The sequence below is a fragment of the Clostridium sp. AN503 genome, assembly GCF_040719375.1.
In the GTDB taxonomy this organism is placed as follows: domain Bacteria; phylum Bacillota; class Clostridia; order Lachnospirales; family Lachnospiraceae; genus Brotaphodocola.
In genome coordinates, this window is the sequence record NZ_JBFDTP010000001.1 from 1,509,181 (window position 1) to 1,524,369 (window position 15,189).

General features: G+C 51.0%; 17 protein-coding genes. 15 read left to right on the forward strand and 2 right to left on the reverse strand.

Annotation, left to right across the window (positions count from 1 at the left end; translation table 11 throughout):
• Positions 1 to 119: 119 nt before the first annotated feature.
• Together AB1I67_RS06840 and AB1I67_RS06845 are read left to right on the forward strand one after the other, a co-directional pair.
• Complete coding sequence (locus AB1I67_RS06840) at positions 120 to 299, forward strand: hypothetical protein (RefSeq protein ID WP_367029058.1); 180 nt, start codon at positions 120 to 122, stop codon at positions 297 to 299.
• A 1-nt stretch (position 300) separates the two neighbouring features.
• A complete protein-coding gene (locus AB1I67_RS06845; RefSeq protein ID WP_367029059.1) occupies positions 301 to 861 on the forward strand; it encodes an AAA family ATPase in 561 nt (186 codons plus the stop codon).
• Positions 862 to 892: 31 nt separating this feature from the next.
• Here the strand turns inward: AB1I67_RS06845 and AB1I67_RS06850 are convergent, their stop codons facing one another.
• On the reverse strand, positions 893 to 1,117 hold the full coding sequence (locus AB1I67_RS06850) for a hypothetical protein (RefSeq protein ID WP_367029060.1): 225 nt from the start codon (positions 1,115 to 1,117) through the stop codon (positions 893 to 895).
• Between the two features lie 522 nt (positions 1,118 to 1,639).
• Here AB1I67_RS06850 and AB1I67_RS06855 point away from each other — a divergent pair.
• The 12 genes from AB1I67_RS06855 (at position 1,640) to AB1I67_RS06910 (ending at position 11,220) form a co-directional block, all read left to right on the forward strand.
• Positions 1,640 to 2,014 carry an AtpZ/AtpI family protein gene (locus tag AB1I67_RS06855; protein ID WP_367029061.1) on the forward strand — a complete coding sequence of 125 codons (375 nt, stop codon included), beginning with the start codon at positions 1,640 to 1,642 and terminating at the stop codon, positions 2,012 to 2,014.
• Positions 1,998 to 2,462 (forward strand): hypothetical protein, encoded by a 465-nt coding sequence (locus tag AB1I67_RS06860; protein ID WP_367029062.1) that lies wholly within the window; start codon positions 1,998 to 2,000, stop codon positions 2,460 to 2,462. Before AB1I67_RS06855 ends, AB1I67_RS06860 begins: the two co-directional genes overlap by 17 nt.
• Before the next feature lie 18 nt (positions 2,463 to 2,480).
• Positions 2,481 to 3,182, forward strand: coding sequence for a F0F1 ATP synthase subunit A (atpB, locus tag AB1I67_RS06865; RefSeq protein ID WP_367029063.1), 702 nt, complete (start codon positions 2,481 to 2,483; stop codon positions 3,180 to 3,182).
• A gap of 347 nt (positions 3,183 to 3,529) precedes the next feature.
• Positions 3,530 to 3,790 carry an ATP synthase F0 subunit C gene (atpE, locus tag AB1I67_RS06870; protein WP_367029064.1) on the forward strand — a complete coding sequence of 87 codons (261 nt, stop codon included), beginning with the start codon at positions 3,530 to 3,532 and terminating at the stop codon, positions 3,788 to 3,790.
• A 44-nt stretch (positions 3,791 to 3,834) separates the two neighbouring features.
• A complete protein-coding gene (gene atpF, locus AB1I67_RS06875) occupies positions 3,835 to 4,350 on the forward strand; it encodes a F0F1 ATP synthase subunit B (protein WP_367029065.1) in 516 nt (171 codons plus the stop codon).
• On the forward strand, positions 4,338 to 4,886 hold the full coding sequence (gene atpH / locus AB1I67_RS06880; RefSeq protein ID WP_367029066.1) for an ATP synthase F1 subunit delta: 549 nt from the start codon (positions 4,338 to 4,340) through the stop codon (positions 4,884 to 4,886). The genes atpF and atpH overlap by 13 nt, the downstream gene beginning before the upstream one ends.
• A gap of 23 nt (positions 4,887 to 4,909) precedes the next feature.
• Complete coding sequence (atpA, locus tag AB1I67_RS06885) at positions 4,910 to 6,412, forward strand: F0F1 ATP synthase subunit alpha (protein ID WP_367029067.1); 1,503 nt, start codon at positions 4,910 to 4,912, stop codon at positions 6,410 to 6,412.
• Positions 6,413 to 6,431: 19 nt separating this feature from the next.
• On the forward strand, positions 6,432 to 7,301 hold the full coding sequence (gene atpG / locus AB1I67_RS06890; RefSeq protein ID WP_367029068.1) for an ATP synthase F1 subunit gamma: 870 nt from the start codon (positions 6,432 to 6,434) through the stop codon (positions 7,299 to 7,301).
• Between the two features lie 32 nt (positions 7,302 to 7,333).
• Complete coding sequence (gene atpD, locus AB1I67_RS06895; RefSeq protein WP_367029069.1) at positions 7,334 to 8,725, forward strand: F0F1 ATP synthase subunit beta; 1,392 nt, start codon at positions 7,334 to 7,336, stop codon at positions 8,723 to 8,725.
• An 11-nt stretch (positions 8,726 to 8,736) separates the two neighbouring features.
• On the forward strand, positions 8,737 to 9,135 hold the full coding sequence (gene atpC / locus AB1I67_RS06900; protein ID WP_367029070.1) for an ATP synthase F1 subunit epsilon: 399 nt from the start codon (positions 8,737 to 8,739) through the stop codon (positions 9,133 to 9,135).
• A 227-nt stretch (positions 9,136 to 9,362) separates the two neighbouring features.
• Positions 9,363 to 10,283, forward strand: a complete 921-nt coding sequence (locus AB1I67_RS06905; protein WP_367029071.1) for an FAD-dependent oxidoreductase — start codon at positions 9,363 to 9,365, stop codon at positions 10,281 to 10,283.
• The gene (locus AB1I67_RS06910) at positions 10,246 to 11,220 is read left to right on the forward strand and encodes an FAD-binding protein (RefSeq protein ID WP_367029072.1); all 975 of its coding nucleotides are present in this window, start codon (positions 10,246 to 10,248) and stop codon (positions 11,218 to 11,220) included. Before AB1I67_RS06905 ends, AB1I67_RS06910 begins: the two co-directional genes overlap by 38 nt.
• Positions 11,221 to 11,468: 248 nt before the next feature.
• On the opposite strand, the gene AB1I67_RS06915 is transcribed toward AB1I67_RS06910, so the two are convergent.
• Positions 11,469 to 13,322 carry a flavocytochrome c gene (locus AB1I67_RS06915; RefSeq protein WP_367029073.1) on the reverse strand — a complete coding sequence of 618 codons (1,854 nt, stop codon included), beginning with the start codon at positions 13,320 to 13,322 and terminating at the stop codon, positions 11,469 to 11,471.
• A 280-nt stretch (positions 13,323 to 13,602) separates the two neighbouring features.
• Here AB1I67_RS06915 and AB1I67_RS06920 point away from each other — a divergent pair, with 280 nt between their 5' ends.
• Complete coding sequence (locus AB1I67_RS06920; protein ID WP_367029074.1) at positions 13,603 to 15,189, forward strand: sensor histidine kinase; 1,587 nt, start codon at positions 13,603 to 13,605, stop codon at positions 15,187 to 15,189.

Genomic DNA, 15,189 nt, shown 5'->3' on the forward strand with positions numbered 1-15,189 from the left:
GAGGAAAATTCCTTTACGCCTTTTCTTTTGGGAATTTATCCAGTATAATGTAGATAACAGCTCAATGTTGGATTGACCGACGGACCTATAGTGAGGATAGATAGAAGGAGTGAGAGTAAATGTCGAGAGCAGAAGCTGCAAGAAAGTTATACCAGGAATGTAAAGATATGGATATAGATGAGACTATGGAGTTGGTATTGAATGCGAAGACAGAGGAAGAGCAGGACTTTTTCTCTATGCTGAGTGATTTTATCTTACAGAGAAAACAAGAAAAGGTAATAGCCCAAAAGAGGTTTTAAAATGAAAAAATATATTTTGTATGCCGGGGTAAACGGGGCGGGAAAATCCACATTATACAGAACAACCCACTATCAGAATATGATGCCGCGGATTAATACGGATGAAATACTTAGGGAATTCGGCGATTGGAGGAATACGGCGGATTTGATGAGGGCGGGCAGGATTGCAGTGGAACGTTTAAATTCCTACCTTGCAGAAGGTATCACCTTTAATCAGGAAACAACCCTGTGTGGACATACAATACTTCGTACAATATACAGGGCCAGGGAGGCCGGATATATAATAGAATTACATTATGTTGGCGTAGACACACCGGATATAGCAAAAGAAAGAATCGCCGAAAGAGTAAAAATGGGTGGGCATGGGATACCGGACAAGGATGTTGAAAAAAGATTTGGTGAGAGCTTGAAAAACCTGCATGAAGTGATAGGATTATGTGATTTAGCGGCATTATATGATAATACAGATGAATTTCGCCGATTTGCAATATATAAGTCTGGAGAAATTGTCAGGCTGTCAAAGAATCTTCCGGAGTGGTATAGGAAATGGCGGGAGGAGTGAATGGATAGAACGATAACTGCATGCGAATATATCAGTGGTTTGCGCGATGATTGATCCATCTGCGCAGACCATTTTTTGATTGTTTATGCGGATTTATTTCAGCCGCAGCACATGCTGGCAGTAAATATACACGTTCTTGATCTTCCTGGCCGATCTCCATGGCCGGGACGGGGCGGTAGGGGAAGCGGTCGTTTTCAATCCTGAGATATTCATAGATACAATGCTCCAGATCCGGGTTAGCGAAAGTCTGCACCACATCCGATTCTCCCTTCATATCAATAATGGCCGGGCCTCGTCAAACGAAAGATTGGTAAAGCGGTAATCTCCGTTTCCCACGATGTTTGCAAGAGTGTTGTTGTCCAAAAGCAGCGGAGCGTCTGTTTGTGCCATAGAGAACCCTACTTTCAGAAAACACGAAAAAATGTTTCATTTTTATCATAAAGGGTCTGGATTGTAAAGTCAAATATAGTCTGAAAATTATCAAAAATATTTGACAATAGTCAAACAAGACAACAGGCACAATAGGGTGCGGTCTTAAACGTCTTTTGGGCTTCCAAATTTTATTGCTGCAAAAGAGCAGAAAGCGTGCCGAAATTGTATAGTATTTCCAAATTTACCGAACAATATTTGTTGAAGTGTTTGATAAAAAAATGACAGCTTTACTGACGTTGTACAAGTTTTATGATTTCCTGACGAATCTTCTATAAATAATGGACAAACAAAAAAACTTTGGTTATAATAAGAGATACATGCAAAAATACAGAGGAAGGTGGGCAACATGCATTACAGGAAAAGTATATTCCGAAGCCTGGCTATGGTGACACAGCTGGGGCTGTGTGTAGTTACGCCTGTCTTTTTATGTGTTTTTATCGGTTATCAGATCGACACCCGGTTTGAGGTGAAGACGATGATACCGATGCTGATCCTTGGTGTGTTGGCCGGAGGCCGGTGCGCGTGGCAGATGGCAAAGCGGACCCTTTTGCAGGAGCAGAAGGAGGACGAGTGTCTCCGCCGGGAACAGTCGGCCCGGAACTCGCGGACAGGGATCAGCAGACCAAAACAGCCAAGCCGCATCCGAAAGGATGCGCAGACGGCAGATGAGGGGATCACTCAGACAATAAAGGAGGCAGACGAAGATGGAATGGCTAAGTAAGTCAACGAAGCGGCTGCTTTTGGAGATGTCAGTGGGTATCATTCTGTACAATCTGCTGTTGGGGATTCTTGCCTGCTTGCTGCTTCCGAAAGTGCCTTATCCGGTGATACCGGTAGTTCTGGGACTTTTTGCAGGTGCAGCGGGGGCGATCCTGATGCTGGTCCATATGGCGGTCATGACAGAGCGGGCACTGGAAAGCCAGAATGAGAACTACGCCAACAAATTCACAGTGATGCAGAGTCTTCTGCGGAAGCTGGTTTTTGTTGCGGCGCTTTTTTTCTGCTGGAGAGTGCTGAAGATCAATCTGCTGGTTGCAGTGATTGGAGCCATGGGCATGAAGGCAGGTGCATACCTGCAGCCGCTGGTTCGGAAGATTTCTGGCTGGAAAGACGATGATCCGAAACAGGCAGCGGACGAGTCAGACGTTTCAGACTCGGAAACATCATAAAAGAAAGGAGGACAATGTATGGGAACAATGATTTCCAGAGAACCTGATTTTATGATACACGGGGTACTGAAGTACCAGATGTTCGGTCAGGATTTTTGGATTACAACGACTACCATAGGAATGTGGATCATTTCCATTATCATCCTGATCATCGCATTTATGGCAAACCGTTCACTCAAAAAAGCGACGGATGAGCCTGGCGCATTCCAGAATGCGCTGGAGATGGCATATGAAGCACTGACCAATATGGCAGGCGGCATCCTGGGCGGCAATGCCAGAAAGTTTGTCAATTATATTGGTACAATTTTCTTATTTATTTTGTTTTGTAATCTAAGCGGCCTTTTGGGCCTGCGTGCGCCGACAGCAGATTACGGTGTGACCTTTTTGCTTGGTATGGTTACTTTCTTTATTGTAAACTACCAGGGAATCAAGAACCGGGGCGTGCATCATTTCACGAGCCTGTTTGAACCGACGCCGATCCTGTTCCCGATCAACTTAATCGGTGAGCTGGCCAATCCGCTTTCCATATCGTTGCGTCTGTTTGCAAACCTGTTATCCGGCGTGATCATTATGGGACTGTGGTACGGCATGATGCCAATACTGGCCAGCATCGGCATCCCTGCAGCGCTACATGTTTATTGTGATTTGTTTTCAGGATGCATCCAGACATATGTATTCTGTATGCTGACCATGGTTTATATTAGTGACAAAATGGAATAAGCCATGAGCCATGCGGGGATGAGGGAATCAAAGGAGAGCAAGGAATGCTTGCATTCCTTAAACGGATTTGATTTCATCAGACCCATAGGGCGAAGCCCGTCACCGACATGGAGCGAAGCGGAATGGAGGTGGCCGCATGGCGGCGTTACTTTCGCCACTTCCCGACACCGGAGACCAGCGAAGCGCCGTCAAGGTGTCCTCGGCGAAGCCCATCCCCGACACCGGAGACCAGCGCAGCGCCGTCAAGGTGTCACCCCATAACCCCACAGTTGTTTATCCACCATATATATTATCAAGAATAAACCACTGAATCAAAATTGTATATTTATTTTAGGAGGAAATGAACTATGAATGGTATCTCAGGACAGGACTTTATCTTTGGTTGTTCCGCAATTGGTGCAGGTCTGGCGATGATCGCCGGTATCGGACCTGGTATCGGACAGGGTATCGCAGCCGGTCACGGTGCAGCGGCAGTTGGACGTAACCCGGGTGCAAAATCCGACATCACCTCCACCATGCTTCTTGGACAGGCGGTTGCAGAGACCACCGGTCTGTACGGCCTGGTTGTTGCGATCATCCTGATGTTTGTTAAGCCCTTCGGCGCTTAATGAGTTTAAGAAAGAGAAGATCGCGACGAAAGGAGGCTTAAGACTTGGACAGACTGATAGGATTTGATCCCCAGCTGCTGCATGACGCGGTGCTGACCGGTATCAATATCTTCATATTATTCTTTGCGTTGTCCTATCTGCTTTTCAACCCGGTACGGGATGTGCTGGAGAAGAGACGGCAGAAGATTGTCGATGAGCTGGCCCGGGCGGCTGAGGACAAGACCTCGGCGGCGGCCCTGAAGGAAGAGTATGAGGCAAAGCTAAAGGACGTAAACAAAGAGGCAGAAAACATCCTGGAGACTGCACGGAGAAAAGGCAAAGCCCGTGAAGATGAGATCGTCCAGGAAGCCAGGGCAGAAGCAGCCAGGATCATCGAGCGGGCAAACCGCGAAATCGAGCTGGAGAAGAAGAAGGCAGTTGACGACATGAAGCAGGAAGTGGTCGATATTGCGGCGCTGATGGCGAAAAAGGTTGTCGGCTACTCCATCGATGCGAAGATCCAGGATGCTTTGATCAATGAGACTTTGAAGGAAATGGGTGAGAGCACATGGCAAAGCTAGTTTCAAAGGTGTACGGCGATGCATTGTTTGAGACAGCCATGGAGAAGGACGAGGTGGATACCCTCTATGGAGAAGTAAGCGCCCTGGTCCCCATCTTAAAGGACAACCCGGAGCTTCTGACTCTGCTTGGCAATCCGCAGATAGTCAAAGAGGAAAAGGTTGCCATCATACATCAGGTTTTTGACCAGAAGGTAGCACAGGATCTGATGGGCTTCCTGGCAATCATTGTTGAGAAAGACAGACAGAGCGATATGATTCCCATCTTCGAGTATTTCATCGAGAGGGTGAAGGAATTTAAAAAGATTGGCGCCGCCTACGTGACCAGTGCAGTGGAGCTGAACGCAGAGCAGAAGGCCAGTCTGGAAGAAAAGCTGCTTGCAACCACGCCATACGTGTCCTTCGATATGTATTACGAGGTGGATCCCGAGCTTTTAGGCGGCATGGTAGTCCGCATCGGGGACCATGTGGTGGACAGCAGTATTAAAACACGGCTTTATGAACTGAAGAAGGAACTTTTGGCGCTTCAGTTGGCATAATCAGTCAGAAAGGAAACAGCAAAATGAATTTGAGACCAGAAGAAATCAGTTCGGTAATAAAAGAACAGATTGAAAAGTATTCTACCAAACTGGAAGTCTCGGATGTCGGCACCGTGATCACGGTTGCAGATGGTATCGCTCGAATCCATGGGCTTGAGAAAGCCATGCAGGGTGAGCTTCTGGAGTTTCCAGGAGAGATCTACGGCATGGTCCTGAACCTGGAGGAGGATAACGTTGGTGTTGTTCTGCTTGGTGACACCAGCAATATCAGTGAGGGCGATATCGTTAAGACCACCGGACGCGTTGTTGAAGTCCCGGTAGGAGATGCGCTGACCGGACGTGTTGTAAACGCACTGGGCCAGCCCATTGACGGAAAAGGTCCCGTCGAGACAGACAAGTTCCGCCGCATTGAGCGCGTAGCTCACGGCGTTATCGAGAGAAAATCCGTAGACACCCCGCTTCAGACCGGTATCAAGGCGATCGATTCCATGATCCCGATCGGCCGTGGACAGCGTGAGCTGATCATCGGCGACCGTCAGACCGGTAAGACTGCGATTGCGATCGATACGATCATCAACCAGAAAGGCCAGGGGGTTCACTGTATTTATGTGGCGATCGGCCAGAAGGCATCTACCGTTGCCAATATTGTAAGGACCCTGGAGGAGTTTGGCGCCATGGACTATACCACCCTTGTGGTGTCCACTGCATCAGACTTGGCTCCCCTTCAGTACATTGCACCGTATTCCGGGTGTGCGATCGGCGAGGAGTGGATGGAAAAAGGGGAGGACGTGCTGGTAGTCTATGATGATTTGACCAAGCACGCGGCGGCTTACCGTACCCTGTCTTTGCTGCTCAAAAGACCGCCGGGCCGTGAGGCTTACCCGGGCGATGTTTTCTACCTGCATTCCAGACTGCTGGAGCGCGCATCCCGCTTATCGGATGATTTAGGCGGCGGTTCTTTGACTGCACTGCCGATCATCGAGACCCAGGCAGGCGACGTTTCTGCATACATTCCGACCAATGTGATCTCCATCACTGACGGTCAGATCTATCTGGAGACAGAGATGTTTAACTCCGGTTTCCGTCCGGCGATCAATGCCGGTCTGTCCGTATCCCGTGTAGGCGGCGCGGCTCAGATCAAGGCGATCAAGAAGATCGCGGCTCCGATCCGTGTGGAGCTGGCGCAGTACCGCGAGCTGGCAAGCTTTGCCCAGTTTGGCTCCGAGCTGGATGCAGCTACCACGGAACAGCTGGCACAGGGCGAGCGCATCAAGGAAGTGCTCAAACAGCCGCAGTATCAGCCGATGCCGGTGGAATATCAGGTTATCATCATTTATGCAGCTACCAGGAAACATCTTCTGGATATTCCGGTTGCTGATATCCTGGATTTTGAGAAGGAACTGTTTAAGTATATCGACACGAAGTATCCTGAGATTCCGGCTTCCATCCGCGACACCAAGGTGCTGTCAGAGGAGACGGAAGAACTTTTGGTGAAGGCAATCAAAGAGTGCAAAGAGCAGCGCTAGACAAGGCAGGTGAAAATTCATGGCATCCATGAGAGATATTAAACGTAGAAGAGCAAGTATCCAGAGCACCGGCCAGATTACCAAGGCCATGAAGCTGGTCTCTACGGTTAAACTGCAAAAGTCCAGAGCGAAAGCCGAGAGTTCAAAACCCTACTTTGACATGATGTATGAAACCATTGCATCCATGCTTAAAAAGTCCGGCAACATCGACCACAAATATCTCCGTGCAGGCAAGACGGACAAGAAGGCGGTCATCGCCATCACATCCAACCGCGGCCTGGCAGGCGGCTACAACAATAACATTGTGAAGCTGATCGCCGGGAACCCGGAGCTTGCAAAAGGCAATACCTGCGTGTATGCCATCGGGCGGAAGGGCCGAGACGGACTGACAAAGAAAGGCTATGAGATCAAGGCAGACTACTCGGATGTGATCAATGAGCCCATGTACCAGGATGCCGCCGATTTAACGGCGGAACTATTGGATGCGTTTGGACGCGGCGAGGTGGGCGAGATCTATCTTGCGTACACTTCCTTTAAGAATACAGTAGTCCATATCCCCAAACTAATCCGTCTGCTTCCGTTTACCATGGAAGACAGCGATACGGACGGGAACGAGGCTCCGAAGGCCCATGCTCTGATGAACTATGAGCCGAACGAGGAAGAAGTGCTGGATATGATCATTCCCAAATATATGAGCAGTTTAATCTTTGGTGCGCTGCAGGAGGCAGTTGCCAGCGAAAATGGCGCGCGTATGACCGCCATGGACTCGGCGACCAACAATGCAGAGGAGATGCTTGGCAAGTTAGAGCTGCAGTATAACCGCGCACGTCAGGGTTCCATTACCCAGGAGCTGACGGAGATCATTGCAGGCGCCAATGCGATCAGTTAAAATGAAAGACAATAAATATAAGGAGAATCAAGATGGCAGAACAAAATACTGGTAAAATCACACAGATCATCGGTGCGGTTATGGACATTAAGTTCTCCCAGGGCAAGATTCCGGAAATCAATGAGGCAATCCGCATACCGCTGGAGACCGGCGGTGAGCTGACTGTCGAGGTTGCTCAGGATCTTGGTGACGATACGGTTAGATGTATCGCCATGGGAAGCACCGATGGTATGAGACGTGGTATGGACGCCATTGCGACCGGGGCGCCGATTACGGTGCCGGTCGGTGAGAATACGCTCGGACGTATCTTTAACGTGCTGGGCGAGCCGATTGATAATAAAGAGAAGCCGCATGTGGAGGAGTATCTTCCGATCCACAGAAAAGCTCCTACTTTCGAGGAACAGTCCACAGAGACTGAGATCCTGGAGACAGGTATCAAGGTCGTCGACCTGCTCTGTCCGTATCAGAAGGGCGGTAAGATCGGTCTGTTCGGCGGCGCCGGCGTAGGAAAGACCGTACTGATCCAGGAGCTGATCCGTAATATCGCAACCGAGCACGGCGGATATTCCGTATTCACCGGCGTAGGCGAGCGTACCCGTGAGGGAAATGACCTTTACTACGAGATGACCGAGTCTGGTGTTATCAATAAGACCACCATGGTATTCGGTCAGATGAATGAGCCGCCGGGAGCACGTATGCGTGTGGGCCTGACAGGGCTTACCATGGCTGAGTATTTCCGTGATAAGGGCGGAAAGGATGTGCTGTTATTCATCGATAACATTTTCCGTTTTACCCAGGCAGGTTCCGAGGTGTCCGCGCTTTTAGGGCGTATGCCTTCCGCAGTAGGCTATCAGCCGACGCTGCAGACGGAGATGGGCGCACTGCAGGAGCGCATCACCTCGACTAAGGACGGTTCCATCACCTCCGTACAGGCGGTTTATGTGCCTGCGGATGACTTGACGGACCCGGCTCCGGCCAATACCTTCGCACATCTGGATGCAACGACCGTACTGAGCCGTTCCATCGTAGAGCTGGGTATCTATCCGGCAGTAGATCCGCTTGAGTCTACATCCCGTATTCTGGACCCGCGTGTGGTTGGCGAGGAGCACTATAAGGTAGCCCGCGGCGTGCAGGAGGTTCTGCAGAAGTATAAGGAATTACAGGATATCATCGCCATGCTGGGCATGGATGAGCTTTCCGAGGAGGATAAGCTGACTGTATCACGCGCAAGAAAGATCCAGAGGTTTTTGTCTCAGCCGTTCTTCGTTGCAGGCCAGTTTACCGGTATGGAAGGCCGCTATGTACCGCTTAGCGAGACCATTCAGGGCTTCAAGGAGATTCTGGAAGGAAAGCATGATGACGTTCCGGAGCAGTATTTCCTTAATGCCGGTAATATCGACGACGTTCTTGCCCGTGTGAAATAGGGGGTACGTCTATGGCTGATGGAATGAAATTGCATGTGATCACTCCGGAGGAGCGGTTTTATGATGGGGAAGTATCCATGGTAGAGCTGACCACGACGGAGGGGAATATCGGTATCTATCCGAACCATATCCCGCTGACTGCCGTAGTAGCGCCGGGGGTGCTGAAGATCCACGAGGGCAGCGAAGTGAAGGAAGCTGCACTGATGTCAGGATTTATCACCATCCTGCCGGAGTCTGTGACCATCATGGCTGAAACAGTGGAGTGGCCGGATGAGATTGACTTCAATCGTGCGGAGGAGGCGCGGATCCGTGCAGAACGCAGGCTGGCATCAAAGGATGGCAATCTGGATGTGCTGCGGGCGGAAATGGCGTTAAAACGTGCGCTGGTGCGTTTGGAGCTGAAAGGCTGACAGAGAGAATCGCAGATATGCAGATATGAGATGAAAACCGGGGAGGCGGCGAATGTGGCTGCTTTCCCGGTTTTGTTGTGGAAAATAAACCTGGTATCATTTTATTTATTTAGAAAACCTTTTATTAAATTGGGAAAGATTTATGAAACTCCTCCTATATGGTACAATATGGACACATTGTTACAAGATTAACATTTGTGAAATTTGCAGACAAGAGGAGGAGAGGTATGAGATTAAGAAAGATTACGGCGGCGGTCATGGCGGCGAGCCTGGTATTGGCAGGGTGTTCCGCGAAGACTGCAGAGACGGCTCCGGCAACCGCGGCTGAGACCACAAAAGCGGCGGAGACAACGGCGGCGGAGACGACCGCGGAGGAAAAAGAGACTGAGAAAGCCAGTGGGGCTAAAGCGGGCGAATATCAGGCGGATGTGGTGGTCATCGGAGCAGGCGGCGCGGGCATGTCGGCAGCCCTGCGGGCAGGAGAAGCAGGGGCCAGCGTCATCATTCTGGAGAAGATGAATTACGCGGGCGGCAATACGACCCGGTCCGAAGGCGGTATGAATGCCGCGGCCACTGTTTTCCAGAAGGAAAAAGGGATTGAGGATACGGTGGAGGCAATGGTGAAGGATACCATGACCGGCGGAAAAGAGATCAACAACCCGGAGCTGGTACAGTACCTGGCGGAAAACAGTTCAGATACCATTGACTGGCTCACTTCCATCGGCATGGACTTAAGTGATGTGGCCCAGGGCGCAGGCGCGACAAATCCGCGTATGCACAGGTCGGCGGACGGCTCCAAGATCGGCGGAGTTTTGGTACCCATACTGATGGAAAATCTTGAGAAGCAGAATATCCGTATCCTGTATTCCACTAAAGCCACGGAGCTGATCAAGGATGGGGATGCAGTGACCGGCGTGGCTGCAGAGACTGCGGACGGCAGCAAGCTGACCTTTAAGGCAAATGCCGTGGTTGTTGCAACCGGCGGTTTTGGCGCCAATGAGGATCTCTATGTAAAATACCGTCCTGACTTAAAGGGCTTTTCCACAACCAATCACCCGGGAGCGACCGGTGATGGTATTGTCCTGGCGGAGGCAGTAGGCGCGGACACGGTTGATATGGACAAGATCCAGACCAATCCTACGGTCTGAGGTAAATACCCAGATTGTTATTTCTGAGTCTGTTCGCGGTAAAGGGGCGATCTTTGTTAACCAGTCCGGCGAGCGTTTTACTTCAGAGATGCAGACCAGGGACGTGCTTTCTACAGCGATCTTGGAGCAGTCTGAGAAATTCGCATATCTGGTATTCGACCAGAGAGTCATGGACAGCATGGCAGCCCTTCAGGAGAACTACGAAAAAGGTATCATTGTCAAGGGCGCCGACATAGCAGGCCTGGCCGACGAACTGGAGATCGACGCGGCGGTCCTGGCAGAGACGATCGATACCTGGAATAAGGCAGTGGCCCAGAAGAAGGATGATCTATATGGCCGTGATACCGGTATGGATGAGGATCTTTCCAAGGCGCCTTACTATGCGGTGAAGGTCTCTCCGGCAGTTCACTACACCATGGGCGGAATCAAGATCGATACACAGACGCAGGTGATCGGCACCGACGGCAATGTGATCCCGGGGCTGTTCGCGGCAGGCGAGGTGACCGGAGGCGTGCACGGCGCGAACCGTTTGGGCGGCAACGCGGTGGCGGATATCATGGTATTTGGCAATCAGGCGGGCGTTGAGGCCGCAAAATATGCTCTGGCCCAGGGAAGCCTTGAGGCAGTGCTGCCTGAGGCTGAGGAGGCTGCGGCTCCGACAGCGGCAGGCAATTACAAGGACGGGACCTACGAGGCCACGGCAACCGGAAATAACGGCGATATCAAGCTTGCAGTGGAAGTAAAGAACGGCAATATTGCCGCAGTCAACATCCTGGAGCAGGTAGAGACCCCGGCTATCTTCGGCGGCGTAGAGCGGGATCTGATTCCGCAGATCATCAAGACCCAGGGCGTGGAGGTGGATGCCATAGCGGGAGCTACGGTTTCCAGTAAAGCAGTGCTTACAGCGGTTGAGGAAGCTTTAAAAGCAGCTAAATAGAGACGCAAAATAAAGCGTAGTGATTGCAGCGATAAAACCTGCTGCAGCAATATAAAACAGGTTAGGGCGGTAAAAAGAAGATGAAGGGGCTGTCGGTAAATAGATAGCCCCTTCATCTTCTTTCGCGCAGAGTGCGCATCCCAAGTGGAGCCTTTTATTGTATAGGGAACGAAGTTTCCTGTATAATGAAAAAAAGCGCCCCGCCAAAAAGCGGGACGCCCTATAACCTTCTTTTGTAAGAAACCTTCCTATGCTGCTGCCTCAGTCTCTTCTTCCACTTCCTCTATTGTCTCGCCATTGCAGTATTTCACTGCACTGTCGCTGGCAATCTTGCCGAATACAACGATATCGCATACTGCGTTGCCGCCGATTCTGTTCGCACCGTGGATTCCGCCCGTCACCTCGCCTGCTGCGAATAAGCCCGGAATCACGTTGCCTTCTTTGTCGATAACCTCTGCAGAGGTATCAATCTTCACACCGCCCATCGTATGATGGATGCCTGGTGCAATCTTGATGGCATAGTACGGAGCCGTGGTCAGATCATTGTCCATAGCGGTATTTCTGCCAAACTCGGTATCATCCTTCGCTGCAACCATTGCGTTCCAGTTATCCAGAGTCTCCTTTAAGGTCGCCGGGTCGAGCTCAATCTTTTCTGCCAGCTCCTCAATCGTATCCGCCTCCACGGTAATCTCTGCCGTGACATACTTCTCAATTGCCTTCAAGCCATCGCGCAGCTTCTGGTCAAAGATAATGTATGCGTACTGGCCTTCCTGCTCAAGCTCTGCCGCAGATACCACATCACGAGTCTCCATCTCATTGATGAAACGCCTGCCCTCGCTGTTGACCAGAATCGCGCCGTTTCCGCGCACACTCTCGGTAATCATAATGCTGGTTGTCTGCTCCACGGTCGGATGAAGCTGAATCTGCTCGATATCAACCAGATCCGCGCCAACTGCCTCTGCCATCACAATACCGTCGCCGGTTGCTCCCGGTGCGTTTGTCGTAACAGTTCCCTTGAGGTCAGGACGGTACTGGGTATACATATCCTCATTGGCGCCGAAACCTCCGGTCGCCAGGATAACAGCCTCTGCCTGAATCGTATAATTTGCAGTTTCACCCTCTGCCTTTACACCGGCTGCCTTGCCGTCTTCCATGATAATCTCAGTAGCTTTGGTGTTGTACATAACGTTGATCCCAAGCTCGTCCATCTTCTTGGTAAACGCATTAACCAGATATTCTCCAACGCCGGAACCATCTTCCGGGGCATGGATTCGTGCATTGGTTGCACCGCCGGAGAAGCCTACCTTAGGAAGGGGAGCTCCGATGGAATCCAGCCAGTCGATACTTGCCGCAGACTGATCTGCCATCTCGGTAACCAAATCAATATTGTTGACCTGCTTGCCGCCCTTCATCGTATCCTCAACGAACTGTTCTACAGAATCCTCAATCCCCTGCTCTGCCTGATAGTGAGTCTCAGCCGCATTCATACCGCCGGTCGCCTTCGTGGTGTTGCCGCCTGCATACGGCATCTTCTCCAGAAGGATAACCTTTTTGCCCTCCTGGGTCGCGTTGATGGCCGCCGTCATACCTGCGCCGCCTGCGCCGATGATAACAATATCGCACTCCAGCGTTTCATCTGTCTTTGCTGCCGCGGCTCCCGTATCCTTTCTGTTCGCATCCAGCACGCTAATATCTGCGCCTGCCGCTGTCAAAGCCTCGGTTACTGCTGCAATAACAGCATCGCTGGATACTGTAGCGCCTGTGATGGCATCCACATTCGGCGTCTGTGCTGCCACAATCTTGGCTCCCAGCTCCTCCACTGCAACACTTCCCAAGCCTGCTGTCTCGGAATCGCCGACAATCTCCACCGCAGTGATCTCATCTGCAGTTACCGTCACCTTTACGTTAATATCTCCGCCAAATCCCTTTGCTGCTGCCTCATAGGTTCCCGGGGTAAACATACCTGCTTTTGCCGCTGTCTCTGCTGCAGTGGTTTCTGCCGCGGTCGTCGTATCTGTCGTGCTGCTTCCGCAGGCTGCCAATGACAGCACCATCGCGGACACAAGAACTGCAGATACCAGTTTCCTGGTTGTTTTCTTCATAAATTCCCTCCCTGAATCTTACTTCGATTTTCTCTGATGAGAATGATTTTATTATACTTTATGGTTATTTTTTTGTCAATTCAAAGCCTTCCCAGTTTCCTGTCCGGAACATCCCTCCCGTCCGGCACCCTGAAATGATAAAGATGCCACTCCGACAGCCCTAAATTGTATGTCGACAAGACGGGGGAGGCTGTTGTATACTGGTGATATGATTATTCGGATGATGGCAAGTCTATTCAGATGACATGGGCCGACGTGGGCCGGAAAAGGAAGTGTCTGTATGAAACGATGGAAATTAAAGCTTGCCCAAAAGATATCCCTTATGGTGGTGGCGCTTATCATCGCCGCGGTGGTGGTGTCCACCTGGATCTCGGGCAACTGGTACATAGAGCGGATGATGGACCATATCCGGCAGAATACGCTGAATGCCGTGGTGATCACGGCCAAATCGCCGATCATCATTGAGGGATTGATCGAGAAACGTCAGGACGGTTCTATCCAGAAGTTCGTCCAGGATACCCAGGAAGCGTTGGAGCAGATCGATATCATGGTAGTGGCGGACAAGGACGGAGTGCGCTACGGCCATACAAAAAATGACCGGATCGGGAAATTGTTTTCCGCGGAGGATCATGACCGGGCAATCTACAAGGGGGAAACCTATGTCTCCATAGGCCCGGGAACTTTGGGCGATTCCCTGCGGGCATTCACGCCGGTCATATCGGATGACGGGGAGATCCTGGGTTTTGTCATGGCGGGGACGCTTCTGGACTCGATCGCGGAAGCGCGGCGCACGATCACATTTATGATGGTGGGATTTATCCTGCTTGGAAGCGCGGTGGGCATCGGCGGAGCTGTTTTTCTGTCCTATTATATTAAAAAGAGCCTGCTTTCCTATGAACCGGAGGATATTTCCCGGCTGTATCTGGAGAATCAGGGGATCCTGGCAACCATTCACGAGGGGGTTATCGCCATTGACAAGGACAGTAAGATCACGTTGATCAATGAAGCCGCAAAGCAGTATCTCCGTTTGAATGATGCCTGCAGAGGGGAAGCGGTGCAGGAGATTTTTCCGCTGTCCAGGCTGCCGGAGGTGGTGCAGACAGGGGAGGCCCAGCTGGATGTCCAGTATGCGTTGGGGGACCGGATCGTTATATCGAACAATATTCCGATCGCCGATTCCGGCGGACAGATCATAGGCGGCGTTTCCTCCTTCCGGGATCAGACGGAGATGAACAAGCTGGCGGAGGAGATCACAGGGGTGAACAAGATCGTTGACTCCCTGCGGGCCACCACCCACGAGTTCAAGAACAAGCTGCATGTGATCCTGGGGCTGATCGAGACCAGACAGCTGGACCGGGCAAAGTCCTACATTGGTGAGACCAATGAGGAGCTGCAGGCGACGGTCAGCACGGTGCTCAATCACATCCTGGATCCAACCCTTTCTGCTCTGTGCATCGGCAAAAGCCAGAGATGCCATGAACTGAAGATAAAATGGATTTTAAACGAGGACACTTATTTCACCAATGAATATGACTTTGATGTGAACTCTCTTGTGGTGATCGTGGGCAATCTGATCGACAACGGGGCGGAGCATTTGGAGCAGTGCGGGAAGGAAGAAAAGGAGCTGGAGCTGTACATCAATGATGAGCAGGATGCGCTGGTGATCTGGGTCCGGGACAGCGGACAGGGGATAGCGGATCCGTCCAGGATCTTTGAAAAAGGCTATACGACCAAGCAGGGCAGCCGTGGATATGGTCTCTATCTTGTGAAGGAGCAGGTGGATAAATACCAGGGGCAGATCTCGGTGGAGACGAAACCGGGTGTCGGAAGCCGCTTTTACGTGACACTTAAAAAGGAGAACAGGTGA